The sequence below is a fragment of the Streptomyces sp. NBC_00258 genome, assembly GCF_036182465.1.
GTDB lineage: Bacteria > Actinomycetota > Actinomycetes > Streptomycetales > Streptomycetaceae > Streptomyces.
Map to the genome: position 1 here is coordinate 3,494,037 of NZ_CP108081.1, position 12,081 is coordinate 3,506,117.

Genomic DNA, 12,081 nt, shown 5'->3' on the forward strand with positions numbered 1-12,081 from the left:
GGCGGACGGAGACAGGAGGACGGCCCTCGGTCGTCACCCCCGCCGCACACCTCCTGGCCTCCGAAGGCGCCGCACGACCGACAACGGCACCGCACCCGGCTTCGGCGTCTTCTGGCCGTCGGCGGCGGCCGTGGCCTCCGAGGCGGCGAACTCTGCTTCCCACAGGGCGAGTTCGCGATCCCGAGGTCCGTGCACGACCGCGGGTCCTCCCGCGCCGAAGACCCGTACCGGATGCGTGGCGTCCCACACCGGCCACCCCGGGTCCCCCTCGACGGCGAACCGCACCCACGCCGAGTGCATCTCGTCGGCGAGAGCCTGCGGGGCCCCGGGCCCGGCGAGCTTGGCGGACTCGGGCACATCGGCCGTGTCGAAGACGAAACCGAGCTCCAGGGCGTGGCAGGCGCCGAGGCCGGGGACGTTGGAGGGCCAGGCGAACTCGTAGACGTACGAGGGCGCAGGGTGGGCGTCCGCCAGGCGGTGCAGCGGTACGCGGAGCAGATGGTCGGTGACCAGCTGGCCCACCAGGTCGGCGGTGCTCACGTCGGGATGGGCCAGCCGGTAGCCGCGCGGGACCTCGGGGCCGCAGCGGCAGCGGGCCATCGCGCCGGCCAGGGCGACCGGGCCCAGCCGGTCGATGCGTTCCAGGAGGCCGGTGGGCGCGAGCCACAGCCGGTACTCCTCGCTGGTCCAGCCCAGCAACAGGTCTACGTCCCGGGCCGCGCCGCCGTCGAGCAGCGCCTCCAGCGGATCGCGCGGCACGAGGTCGCCGTCGACGACGATGCCGAACGCGGGGCCCCCGAGGACCGGGCTGGCACGGCGGCCCACCTCGGCCTGCGCCTCGGCCAGGGCGGCCCGGTCGGCGGCGGCGAACGCCTCGGCGGTCGCGGGGATCCTCAGCCGGGTGGCCATACGCCGCACCAGGCGCCGCACCTTGTCCCGTTCCGTCACCTCGGGCGGCCCGCTCTGCAGCGCGGCCCGCCGGAACAGTCCCCGGGCACGGGGGCTCGCCAGCAGTGCCCCGATGCTGATCGCGCCGGCGGACTCGCCGAAGACCGTCACCCGGCCCGGATCGCCGCCGAACCCGGCGATCGCGTCCCGCACCCACTCCAGCGCGGCGAGCTGGTCGCGCAGGCCCGGGTTGGCGGGGGCGTCCGGGAAGAGGCCGTAACCCTCCACGCCCAGGCGGTAGTTGAGCGAGACGAACACCAGGCCGTCGCGGGCGAAGGCCCGGCCGTCGTACACCGGTACCGCCGACGAGCCGCGGGTCAGCGCCCCGCCGTGGATCCACACCATGACGGGCAGGCGGGCGCCGGGGCCCGGCTCGGGCGTCCACACGTTCAGGTTGAGGATGTCGTCGCCCGGCACGACCGGGTCGGAGAGCAGCTTCGCGAAGGCCTCGGAGTACGGCGGCTTGGGCGGCGTCGGCCCGAAGGTGCCCGCGTCGCGCACGCCGTCCCACGGCTCGGGCGGGACGGGCGGCCGGAAGCGGCGGGGGCCGAAGGGAGGGGCGGCGTAGGGGATGCCCCGGAACACGGCGAGGCCGTTCTCGTAACGGCCTCGAACGGCACCGTAGGGGGTGCCGACCACGGGACCCTCGGTCATTCGACCATCTCCTCACCACGGCGGGAACCACAGGGCCTGCCCCCTCAGCGCATCACACAACCCCTGTGTCACGCAGCCCCAGGGCGGTCCCGGAGCAGTCCCGGGGCAGCCTCGGCGCGGTCCCGGGAAGGGTGAAATCCGCCGCGTGGCCCTCCGTCCGGCAGGGCGGGGCGGCAGGCCCAAGGCGCCCGGGACCTGCGTGTTCGACATTTCGAAAGTTTCGGCTCCGCGAGATTCCGTTGAATACCGGCTCTTCCACGGCGTGTCACAGCGGCCTTACTGTAGGAAGCGCTTTCTACCCGAAACTTTCGACGGCCCTCGGGACGGGGCCTGGAGAGGTGGGCTTCCATGGTGCGTACCGGAAGCGTGGCCGGGCCGACCCTCGCGGTCGTCGCACGCGAGGCGGGCGTTTCCGTACCGACGGCCTCCAAGGTCGTCAACGGCCGCGAGGACGTGGCGCCGGAGACCCGCCGCCGGGTGACTGAGGCGCTCGACCGGCTCGGCTACGTCCGCAGACCCCGGTTCGACGCGGTGAAGTCGCCCGGCCTGGTCGACCTCGTCGTTCACTCGCTGGAGAACTCCTGGTCGGGCTCGATCCTGCACGGCGTGGAGGAGGCGGCGCACGACGCGGGGCTCGAGGTGGTCGTCTCGGCGGGACTGACCCGGACCCGGGGCGGCCGGCCGGAACGCGGCTGGCTGGACAAGCTCTCCACGCGCGGCTCCTCCGGGGTGCTGTTCAACCTCTCCGAGCTGACCGCGTCCCAGTACGCCTGGCTGGACCAGCACCGCATCCCGTTCGTGCTGATCGACCCGGTGCTCGAACCGCCGCCCGGGGTCGTCTCGGTGGGCGCCGCCAACTGGCACGGCGGGGTGACCGCCACCGAGCATCTGCTCTCCCTCGGCCACGAACGCATAGCCGTCATCGCCGGCTACCGCCGCAAGATGTGCAGCACCGCGCGCGTCTCCGGCTACCGCTCGGCGCTCGCGGCGGCCGGACTGCGCCACCGCCCCGAGTACCTGCGCTACGGCAACTTCGACGAGAGTGCCGCGCACCGCCGCATGCTGGAGCTCCTCGATCTGCCGGAACCGCCCACGGCCGTCTTCGTCTGCTCGGACCGCATGGCCCTCGGCGCGTACCGGGCACTCGCCGAGCGGGGGCTCTCCGTCCCGGACGACGTCAGCGTGGTGGGCTTCGACGATCTGCCCGAGGCCCACTGGGCCTCGCCGGCCCTGACGACCGTCCGCCAGCCGCTCGCCGAGATGGCTGCGACGGCACTGCGCCTGTTGGTGCGGATGATGGCCGGTGAGCAGCCGGAGGGGACGCGTACGGAGTTGTCCACGCGGCTGGTGGTGCGGGCGAGCACGGCACCCCGCCGGCCCGAAGCGGCCTCACGCGGAGTCGAGCGGGCCGAGCGAGTTGGGCGAATCGAGTGAACCGGGTGAGGCAAGTGAGCCGGCTGAGGCAAGTGCTTCGGCGATCCCCGTGATCGCCGTCGGGCCGACCCGGCAGCACCCGCCGATCAGCCGGGCCCCGGCCCGCTCCCAGCCGCTGACCTGTTCGGGGGCGAAGGTGGAGCGGCCGGTCCAGGCGCGCGCCTCGGCGTCCCAGGTCTCGCCGCTGTTCGGGTAGACCACGACCGGCTTGCCGGTGACGCGTGCGGCGGTCGCCACCGCGGCGTCCACGTCGTCGGGGGCGCAGCAGTTGACGCCCACCGCGATCACCTCGTCGGCGTCGGCGGCGAGTCCGAAGGCCTCCTCCAGCGGCTGCCCGGCCCTGGTCCGGTCCCCGGCGACGCTGTACGACAGCCACGCCGGTACGCCGAGCCCGCGCACCGCCCGCAGCAACGCCCGCGCCTCGTCGGCGTCGGGCACGGTCTCAAGAGCCAGGACGTCAGGGCCCGCCCCCGCCAGCACCTCCAGCCGGGGCCGGTGGAACCGCTCAAGCTCGGCCACGCTCAGCCCGTACCTGCCCCGGTACTCCGAACCGTCCGCGAGCATCGCCCCGTACGGGCCCACCGACGCCGCCACCCACAGCGGCCCGCGCACACCCTTCGCCTCGGCCCGCCGGGCCGCCTCGCGGGCGAGTTCGACACTGAGCCCGAGCAGTTCGGCGGCGCGCTCGCGGGAGATGCCGCGCCCCGCGAAGCCCTCGAAGGTGGCCTGGTAGCTGGAGGTGATCGCCACGTCGGCGCCCGCCTCGAAGTACGCCAGATGCGCCTCGGTGATGGCCTCGGGCCGCTCGGCGAGCAGCCGCGCCGACCACAACTCGTCACTCAGGTCGTGCCCGGCCGATTCGAGTTGGTTGGACATGCCCCCGTCGAGGACGGCGGTGCCGGCGGCGAGCGCCTCGGCGAGGGTGCGCGGGGCGGCGGGAGAGGGATCGCGGGTGGTGTCGCTGCTCATGTCACGACGCTAGTCGAAGGCGCGGCGGATGCCCGTACGTGTCCAGTGTGTGAACAGATTGCCCACCATGTGGGATGTGGGGTTACGATCACGGCCTCCCCACACCCCGTACGCCGCAGTGCGTCGACCGGCGTCGCCGTGGCCGCCGGACGCGATGCGGCGCGTCCCCACGGAATCCGGAAGTGCCATGACTGCCCCCAGCACCACCGAGGCCGGTGGAACACCGCCCGGTCCGGCCCCGGCCGCGCCCCGCCGCACCTTCGGCCTCGCCGCCGCCACCGCCCTCGTCATGGGCAACATCATCGGCGGCGGCATCTTCGTGCTGCCCGCCACCGTCGCGCCGTACGGCACGGTCAGCCTGGTCGCCTTCGTCATCCTCTCGATAGGCGCGGTGCTGCTCGCCCTGCTCTTCGGGAAGCTCGCGCGCCGCAGCCCGGTCACCGGCGGTCTGTACGTGTATCCGCGGGACGCGTTCGGCGAGTTCGCGGGCTTTCTGTCGGCCTGGTCGTACTGGACCATGACCTGGGTCAGCATCGCCGCGCTCGCGGTCGCGACCGTCGGATACGCCGATGTGCTGCTGCCGCTGGACGGCAACCGGGCCCTGGAGGCGGCCGTGGCGGCTGCCGCGCTGTGGCTGCCCGCCGCCGCGAACTTCGCGGGCACCCGCTGGGTCGGCGGGGTGCAGATCGTGTCGACGATCCTCAAGTTCGTGCCGCTGCTCCTGGTCGCCACCGTCGGGCTCTTCTTCATCGACACCGACAACTTCGGCCCGTTCAACGCCTCGGGCGACAGCGTGCCCGGCGCGCTCGCCGCCTCCGCCGCGCTGCTCCTCTACAGCTTCCTGGGCGTAGAGTCGGCCGCGATGAGCGCGGGCGAGGTCCGCGACCCGGAGCGCACGGTCGGCCGCGCGAGCGTGCTGGGCACGCTCGGCTCGGCGCTCGTCTACCTCCTCGGCACGGTCGCGGTCTTCGGGCTCGTCCCGCACGGCGAACTCGCCCAGTCCGGCGCGCCGTTCGCCGACGCCGTCGACGCGATGACCGGCGGCCACCGGGGCGGCACGCTCATCGCGATCGTCGCCGTCGCGTCGATGGTCGGCTGCCTCAACGGGTGGATCCTGATGAGCGCCCAGATGCCGTACGCCGCCGCCCGCGACGGGCTGTTCCCGGCGAGGTTCGCCCGCGTGGGCAAGGGCGGTGTTCCCGGTTTCGGTGTCCTTGCCTGCGCCTCCCTCGGCACGGTTCTGATCGGCCTCAACTACACGGCGGGACCCGACACCACGTTCCGCGTGCTCGTACTCATCACCACCTTCACCGGGTGCGTGCCGTATCTGCTGTCTGCCGCGGCCCAGTTGTACTGGCTCGCCCAGGGAACACGTGAACGGGTCCGCCCCGCGGGCCTGGCACGGGACCTGATCGTCGCCGCCCTCTCCTTCGCCTTCTCGTTCTGGCTGATCGCGGGGGCGGGGTACGCGGCCGTGTACCAGGGGGTGTTGTTCCTGTTCGCGGGGATCCCCGTGTACGTGTGGCTGCGGGGGCGGTCCGAGGGCGGGCGGCGGTCCGGGGTCACCAGGGGATGACGCCGTCGTCCTCGAAGAACGAACCGGTCGGGCCGCCGTCGGGCAGCGTGGCGAGCCGGATCGCCGTGGCCGCGCCCTGCTCGGGAGTGCGGGGCCCTTGGAAGCCGGTGAAGTCGGTCGCGACCAGGCCCGGGCAGGCGGCGTTGATCAGGATGTTCGTGCCGGCGAGCTGCCGGGCGTACTGCACGGTGACGGCGTTGAGGAACGACTTCGACGGCGAGTAGGCCGCCATGACGGGGCCGATCTCGATGTCCGGGTCCGCCTGCCGGGTCAGGGAGGCGACGGAACTGGAGACGTTGACGATCCGTGGCGACGCCGAGCGCCGCAGCAGCGGCAGCATCGCGTTGGTCACCCGGATGACACCGATGACGTTGGTCTCCACGACCGTGCGGACCAGGTCGAGGTCGAGCGCGGTCGGGTCCTGCACCCACCCCGGGCCCACCTCTCCCGAGATGCCGGCGTTGTTGACCAGGACGTCCAGGCGCCCGGCCTGCCGTTCGACCAGTTCCGCGGCATCCGTGACGCTCAGGTCGGCGGTCACGTCCAGCGGAACCCCGAACGCGTCCACCCCGGCGGCGCGCAGCTTCTCGACGGCACTCCCGCGCCGGGCCTCGTCGCGGGCTCCCACGCCCACGCGGTACCCGAGGGCACCGAGACCGGTCGCGATCTCGTACCCGATTCCCTTGTTCGCGCCGGTCACCAGCGCGATCCTCGCTTCGCTCATGCCGTTGATGTTCACTCGCGGACGAGCGGCGCATCCAACACCGATACGGTGCCCTGTCATACCCGGCGGGTATCACTGGCGTACGTTGAGGCCATGGACACCTTGGAGACCCGCGAGTTGAGGTACTTCGTCGCCGTCGCCGAGGAACTGCACTTCGGCCGCGCCGCCGAGCGCCTCGGCATGGCCCAACCGCCGCTGTCCCGGGCCATCCAGCAGCTGGAGCGCCGCCTCGGCGTCACCCTGCTGGAACGCAACCGCCGCGGCGTCACCCTCACCGGCGCCGGAGAGGTGCTGCTGCACGAGGGCCGCGCGGCCCTCGACGCGACCACCGCCGCCGCTCGCCGCACCCGTCGCGCGGGTGGCGCCGACGGTCCGGGCGGTCGCCGCAACCGCCTGGTGCTGGCGGTGAAGGCCGCCGCGTCCCACGAACTGCTGCAGAAGCTCCTGGCGGCCTACGCTGCCGAGCCCGACGCCGCCGAGATCGAGGTGCTGCCGAGCGGCATGTGCGAGCATGCGGAGCTGCTGCGCGACGGCCGCGCCGATGTGGCGCTCATGCACAAGCCGTTCAACTCCCTCGCCGGGTTCGACAGCGAGGAACTGCTGACCGAGGGACAGATCGCCATCCTGCCCGCCGGCCACCCCCTCGCCACGCACAAGTCACTGACCCTGGCCGACGTCGGCGACATCCCCGACCTCCCGCTCGCCCGCTGGTCCCGCAACGGCACGTACCCGCCCGGCCCGGGCCCCGAGATCCACGACCAGACGCAGCTGGCCCAGCTGATCGCCCTCGGACGCACCGTGGCCGTCTTCCCCGAGTCCGCCCGCGCCTGGCTGTGGGCCGAGCACACCGCCGTCCCCCTGGCCGACGCGCCCCCGGTCGTCACCCACATCGCCTGGCCCGCGCACAGCCGCTCCCTCGCCCTCGCCGGCCTGATCCGCACGGCCACACAGCTTTGACCCCGTGAGGCTGTCGCCGTGTCCGATTCGTTCAAGACCACCGTCCACCGTCCTTCCTACGGTGGTCCCATGACTCCACGATTCGACCTCATCGGCCTCGTCGTCTCCGACATGGCCGCCTCCCTGACCTTCTACCGCCGCCTGGGACTCGAATTCCCCGAGGGCTCCGAGAAGCAGCCGCACGTCGAGGCGGGCCTGCCCGGCGGCCTGCGCTTCGCCCTCGACACGGAGGACACGATCCGCTCCTTCCACCCCGGCTGGCAGCCGCCGACGGGTGAGGGAAGGGTCGGCCTGGCCTTCGCGTGCGACAGCCCGGCGGACGTCGACGCCACGTACGAGGAGTTGGTGGCCGCCGGCTACGCCTCCGAGCTCAAGCCCTGGAACGCCGACTGGGGCATGCGCTACGCGGTCGTACTCGACCCGGACGGCAACGGCGTGGACCTGTTCGCACCGCTGAGCAGCACGGCCTAGGAAACGAATGGGCCGGCCCCTTCAGGGGCGCGGGGAACTGCGCGACCAGCCCCCACCGGCCCGCACGCGCCCACTCACGGACCCGACCACACCCTCAACGCCGCAGCAACTCCCCCAACGGCGCCCCCGCCAGCTCCCGTACGTCACGCGCCAGGTGAGCCTGATCGGCGAAGCCGGCCCGCGCGGCGGTGTCCGCCAGAGGCACCCCGTCCCGCGCCAGCCCCAACGCCCGCTGCAGGCGCAGGATCCTCGCCAGCGTCTTCGGCCCATAGCCGAAGACGCCCCGCGCCCGCCGGTGCAGCTGCCGTTCGCTCCACCCCACCGCGTCCGCGACCGAGGCGACGGAACGTCCCGCGGACAGCCCCGCGACGGCGCCCCGCACCCACGGATCGGGCGGATCGACATCGCCCGCCCGTGCCACGGCCAAGGCCTCCAGCGCGGCGGCGGGATCGGCCGCCGCGTCCACCCGCTCGGTCAGCCGCCGGACGGCCCCCGCGCTCCACAGATCCGCGAGGTCGACCCGCCGGTCGCGCAGTTCGTGCGCCGGGACGCCGAGATAGGCGGGCGCCGTCCCGGGGAAGAACCGGACGCCCGCGAACCGGGTGCCGCCGGACGCTTCGCTCACGTACGCGCGGGTGTCGGGCCCGGCGACGAAGAGCCGCCCCTCGGTCCACAGCAGGTCCATGCACCCGTCGGGCAGCACCGGCGCCGAGTCGCCCGGCACGGCGGTACGGGTCCAGACGACCGCGCCCGGGAGCCGCGACGCCCGCTCCCGGTACGGGCTCGGCGACACGTCCTCCACGTACGACCCAGCCGATCCAGCCGATCCAGCCACAGACAAATCGCTACGCCGCCCTCGTCCGGTGTTCCTGCGGGCTGACCCCGTAGACCCGCTTGAAGGCACTGGACAGTGCGAACGCGCTGCCGTAGCCGACCTGGCGGGCGATCGCCTCCAGGGTGTCCTCGGTGCCGCGCAGCCGGTCGGCGGCGAGGGCGAGGCGCCAGCCGGTCAGGTACGTCATCGGTGGTTCGCCCACGAGTTCGCTGAAGCGGCGGGCGAGCGCGGCCCGTGAGACGCCGGCCTTCGTGGCGAGGGAGGCGACCGTCCAGGGGTGCGCGGGGTCGTCCTGGAGGAGTCGCAGGACCCGGCCCACGACGGGGTCGGCGAGAGCCTGGTACCAGGCGGGCGCCTCGGCCTCGGGGCGGGAGAACCAGGCCCGCAGCGCGGCGATGACCAGCAGGTCGAGCAACCGGTCGAGGACGACCTCCTGGCCGGGCTCGTCCCGCACGATCTCCTCCATGATCAGCGGGGTGAGCGGGCACTCCCACACGTCGGAGGGCAGGGTCAGCAGCGCCGGCAGCGCGTCCAGCAGCCGCCCGCTGACCTCGCCGTGCATCGGATACGTCCCGATCAGCATCACCATCGAGCCGTCGAGCCGCGCGCCCCAGGTGCGGACGCCCAGGTCCATCCGGCCCTTCAGCGAACGGCCGTCCGGGTAGGTGCACACCTGGTTCGGCAGGATCACCGCCTGGGGCGCGGTCGACGGGTCGTCGGCGCAGGTGTAGGGGTCGGGGCCGCGCGCGATGGCGAGGTCACCGGCCCGCAACCGCACCCGCTCCCCGTCCTCGGGCGTGATCCAGGCATGCCCGCGCACCAGGAGCATGACGGTGAGCGGGGCACGGTCCTCGATGCGCAGGGACCAGGGCGGCTCGAAACACGCTCGGATCATGAAGGCGCCACGCGCGCGTGGACCTTCCAGAAGGCCTGCGAGTGCGTCCATGACCTCAGGGTAGACGCGCCCTTATGGGAACGAGAGCTTCAGCGATGTTCCCTTTCGCCGCGGGGCCGTTGACTGGGCTCATGACGGAAAACACGCGGAACGAGACGGTGTTGGTGACGGGGGCCTCGGGCAAGACGGGGCGTCAGGTGGCGGAGTCCGCGAAGGCCGCCGGGTTCGGTGTACGGGCCGCTTCGCGCAGCAGCGAGGTGCGCTTCGACTGGTACGACTCCTCGACCTGGACCGAGGCGCTGCGCGGCGCGCACGCGGCGTATCTGGCGTACACCCCGGACATCGGCGCGCCGGGTGCCGCGGAGAACATCGCCGCCCTCGCGCGGCAGGCCCAGGAGCTCGGCGTACGCCGTCTGGTGATGCTGTCGGCGCGCGGCGAGCGGCAGGCGGAGCCGGCCGAGCGGGCGCTGCGCGAGTCGGGTGCCGAGTGGACGGTCGTGCAGGCCGACTGGTTCTTCCAGAACTTCAGCGAGGGCCTGCTGCTGGAGGGCGTGCGGAGTGGTGAGTTCGTGTTCCCCGCCGGTGAGGTGAAGGTGCCGTTCATCGACACGCGGGACCTCGCGGACGTGGTCGTGAAGGCGCTGGCGGACTCCTCGTACGCGGGCCGGACCCTGGAGATCACCGGGGCGCGGCTGCTCTCGTTCCGTGAGGCCATGGCGGAGATCTCCGCCGCGGCGGGCCGGGAGATCCGGTACGTGCCGGTGTCGACGAAGGAGTACGGGGCGATCCTGGCCGGGTTCGGGCTGCCGCCCGAGGAGGTCGCGTTCATGGAGGAGGTCTTCGACGGGCTGCTCGACGGCGGCAACGCCCGGTCCACGGAGACCGTCCGGCAGGTTCTGGGGCGCGCGCCGCGCGATTTCACGGACTTCGCGCGGGAGCTCGCGGCAACCGGCGTGTGGAAGGTCTGACGGCCGCCGGCGTACCCCCGAAATGTTCCGGAGCGCACCCTGGCGCCCCCGTCGCGGTCACTGCGGCGGGGGCGTCTCGTCGCCGTTCTTGGGGGTGGTCTTCGCATGCGTCCGCAGCCGGGAGGTCACGTCCTCCGGGGGCAGGAAGCGGGACCAGCGCTCCGGGAACTCGGAGGGCATGTCGGGGTCGTCCGGGTCGTCGGCGAGGTGGGCCCTCGCCGCGGCCGCGCGGGCCACCAGGTCGGCGGCCTGCTCGGCGCGCAGCCGTTCGTTGACGGCTCGCGCGGCGGCGGTGGCCGCGGCCGGCCAGACCCGGTCGATGGCCGCGTTGACGGCGGCGCCGACGAGGACCGCGAAGGCGGAGACGCCGATCCACAGCAGCACGGCGACGGGCGCGGCCAGGGAGCCGTAGATGCTGGGGCCCTCGACCGTGTTGGTCAGGTAGATACGCAGCAGGAAGCTGCCCAGCACCCACATGGCGAGGGCCACCAGGGCGCCCGGCACGTCCTCGACCCAGGGCGATCGCACCGGTACCGACACGTGGTACAGCGTCGTCAGGAAGGCGATGGACAGCACGATGACGACAGGCCAGTACAGCCCCTGTACGACGTTCTCCGACCAGGGGACGACGTTCACCACGGCGTCCGGGCCCGCGACGACCAGCGGCAGCACGATGGAGCCGATGAGCAGCGCCGCGAGGAACAGCGCGAAGGCCACGAGCCGGGTCTTGACGATGCCGCGCACGCCGTCGAGCCCGTACATGACGGTGATGGTGTCGATGAAGACGTTCACCGCGCGCGAGCCCGACCACAGGGCGAACAGGAAGCCGAGGGAGATGACGTCGGGGCGGCCGCCCTCCATGACGTCGTGGAGGACCGGCTCGGCGATCTGTGTGACGCCCTTGTCGGTGAGGATCGTGCGGGACGCCTCCAGGAGGTTGGTCTCCACGCTGGCGATGGTGTCGGCGCCGGTCCAGTCGTCCACGTAGACCAGCAGGCCGAGCATGCTGAGCAGCAGCGGCGGCACGGACAGCAGCGTGAAGAACGCCGCCTCCGCCGCGAGTCCGAGGATCCGGTACTCGATGCACGAGTTGACGGTGTCCTTGATCAGCAGCCAGGCGGTCCTGCGCTTGGAGACGTTCCGATAGAGGGCACGGGCCCGATGGAGACGGCCGGACGCGCTCTGAGGGGTTTCACTTGCTGGCTGCACGCCCTAAAGGTATCCGCCGTGCGAGGTTGCACTCATCCCGCGGTACCACGGCCGGGTCCGACATGCCCGGCGGCGCGCTTCCGCCCTCCCGGTTCCGTCATACGAAAGAAAAGCGGCAGCAACCCGACAGAAATCGTAAAGGAAAATCGAACCGGCTTTCTGTCATGACCGCGTTGGCTGAATTACTCACCCTCCAGAAGTGGAACGCGCGACAGCATATACGCCATCCATAAGGTGAGTTCCCCGGTCGCACGTGCGGAGGGGACGGTTCAGGGGTGCATTCGATGAAGGTCCGAACGGCGAGAAAGCGCCATAGGACGAAACGCCCTTGACCCGTTCATGAGCACACGTAAACAATTCGGATTGCATTCCGCTGGGCACGTGGGGACGGCTCAGTGCACCACGACACGGGGGACTCAGAAAGGCCTGGACCAGGGCCCG

11 protein-coding genes are annotated in these 12,081 nt (G+C 72.4%); 5 read left to right on the forward strand and 6 right to left on the reverse strand.

The window, feature by feature from the left end; all coding sequences use genetic code 11:
* Positions 1–33: 33 nt before the first annotated feature.
* Positions 34–1,602: a carboxylesterase/lipase family protein gene (locus OG718_RS15600; protein WP_328844414.1), complete on the reverse strand. Its 1,569-nt coding sequence runs from the start codon at positions 1,600–1,602 to the stop codon at positions 34–36.
* Positions 1,603–1,950: 348 nt separating this feature from the next.
* Here OG718_RS15600 and OG718_RS15605 point away from each other — a divergent pair, with 348 nt between their 5' ends.
* The gene (locus OG718_RS15605; RefSeq protein ID WP_143641838.1) at positions 1,951–3,036 is read left to right on the forward strand and encodes a LacI family DNA-binding transcriptional regulator; all 1,086 of its coding nucleotides are present in this window, start codon (positions 1,951–1,953) and stop codon (positions 3,034–3,036) included.
* On the opposite strand, the gene mmuM is transcribed toward OG718_RS15605, so the two are convergent.
* The gene (gene mmuM / locus OG718_RS15610) at positions 2,992–4,005 is read right to left on the reverse strand and encodes a homocysteine S-methyltransferase (protein WP_143641837.1); all 1,014 of its coding nucleotides are present in this window, start codon (positions 4,003–4,005) and stop codon (positions 2,992–2,994) included. The genes OG718_RS15605 and mmuM overlap by 45 nt on opposite strands.
* A gap of 187 nt (positions 4,006–4,192) precedes the next feature.
* Between mmuM and OG718_RS15615 the strand changes: the two genes are divergently transcribed.
* Complete coding sequence (locus OG718_RS15615; RefSeq protein ID WP_328844415.1) at positions 4,193–5,581, forward strand: amino acid permease; 1,389 nt, start codon at positions 4,193–4,195, stop codon at positions 5,579–5,581.
* Here the strand turns inward: OG718_RS15615 and OG718_RS15620 are convergent.
* Entirely contained in the window at positions 5,568–6,305 is a 738-nt protein-coding gene (locus OG718_RS15620) for an SDR family oxidoreductase (protein ID WP_328844416.1), read from the reverse strand. The genes OG718_RS15615 and OG718_RS15620 overlap by 14 nt on opposite strands.
* 93 nt (positions 6,306–6,398) lie before the next feature.
* Here OG718_RS15620 and OG718_RS15625 point away from each other — a divergent pair, with 93 nt between their 5' ends.
* Entirely contained in the window at positions 6,399–7,262 is an 864-nt protein-coding gene (locus OG718_RS15625; RefSeq protein ID WP_328844417.1) for a LysR family transcriptional regulator, read from the forward strand.
* Positions 7,263–7,331: 69 nt separating this feature from the next.
* Positions 7,332–7,733 carry a VOC family protein gene (locus OG718_RS15630; RefSeq protein WP_328844418.1) on the forward strand — a complete coding sequence of 134 codons (402 nt, stop codon included), beginning with the start codon at positions 7,332–7,334 and terminating at the stop codon, positions 7,731–7,733.
* A 94-nt stretch (positions 7,734–7,827) separates the two neighbouring features.
* Here the strand turns inward: OG718_RS15630 and OG718_RS15635 are convergent, their stop codons facing one another.
* The gene (locus OG718_RS15635) at positions 7,828–8,568 is read right to left on the reverse strand and encodes an AraC family transcriptional regulator (protein WP_328844419.1); all 741 of its coding nucleotides are present in this window, start codon (positions 8,566–8,568) and stop codon (positions 7,828–7,830) included.
* Between the two features lie 10 nt (positions 8,569–8,578).
* Entirely contained in the window at positions 8,579–9,514 is a 936-nt protein-coding gene (locus OG718_RS15640; RefSeq protein WP_143641832.1) for an AraC family transcriptional regulator, read from the reverse strand.
* Positions 9,515–9,594: 80 nt separating this feature from the next.
* Here OG718_RS15640 and OG718_RS15645 point away from each other — a divergent pair, with 80 nt between their 5' ends.
* Positions 9,595–10,431, forward strand: coding sequence for an NmrA family NAD(P)-binding protein (locus OG718_RS15645; protein WP_143641831.1), 837 nt, complete (start codon positions 9,595–9,597; stop codon positions 10,429–10,431).
* A gap of 57 nt (positions 10,432–10,488) precedes the next feature.
* Here OG718_RS15645 and OG718_RS15650 read toward each other — a convergent pair whose 3' ends face one another.
* Positions 10,489–11,640, reverse strand: a complete 1,152-nt coding sequence (locus OG718_RS15650; protein ID WP_143641830.1) for a YihY/virulence factor BrkB family protein — start codon at positions 11,638–11,640, stop codon at positions 10,489–10,491.
* Positions 11,641–12,081 lie beyond the last annotated feature (441 nt).

Excerpts from the sequence above, each read along its gene's own strand:
- OG718_RS15600 (WP_328844414.1), bottom strand. The coding sequence starts at position 1,602 with ATGACCGAGGGTCCCGTGGTCGGCACCCCCTACGGTGCCGTTCGAGGC.
- OG718_RS15605 (WP_143641838.1), top strand. The coding sequence starts at position 1,951 with ATGGTGCGTACCGGAAGCGTGGCCGGGCCGACCCTCGCGGTCGTCGCA.
- mmuM (WP_143641837.1), bottom strand. The coding sequence starts at position 4,005 with ATGAGCAGCGACACCACCCGCGATCCCTCTCCCGCCGCCCCGCGCACC.
- OG718_RS15615 (WP_328844415.1), top strand. The coding sequence starts at position 4,193 with ATGACTGCCCCCAGCACCACCGAGGCCGGTGGAACACCGCCCGGTCCG.
- OG718_RS15620 (WP_328844416.1), bottom strand. The coding sequence starts at position 6,305 with ATGAGCGAAGCGAGGATCGCGCTGGTGACCGGCGCGAACAAGGGAATC.
- OG718_RS15625 (WP_328844417.1), top strand. The coding sequence starts at position 6,399 with ATGGACACCTTGGAGACCCGCGAGTTGAGGTACTTCGTCGCCGTCGCC.
- OG718_RS15630 (WP_328844418.1), top strand. The coding sequence starts at position 7,332 with ATGACTCCACGATTCGACCTCATCGGCCTCGTCGTCTCCGACATGGCC.
- OG718_RS15640 (WP_143641832.1), bottom strand. The coding sequence starts at position 9,514 with ATGGACGCACTCGCAGGCCTTCTGGAAGGTCCACGCGCGCGTGGCGCC.
- OG718_RS15645 (WP_143641831.1), top strand. The coding sequence starts at position 9,595 with ATGACGGAAAACACGCGGAACGAGACGGTGTTGGTGACGGGGGCCTCG.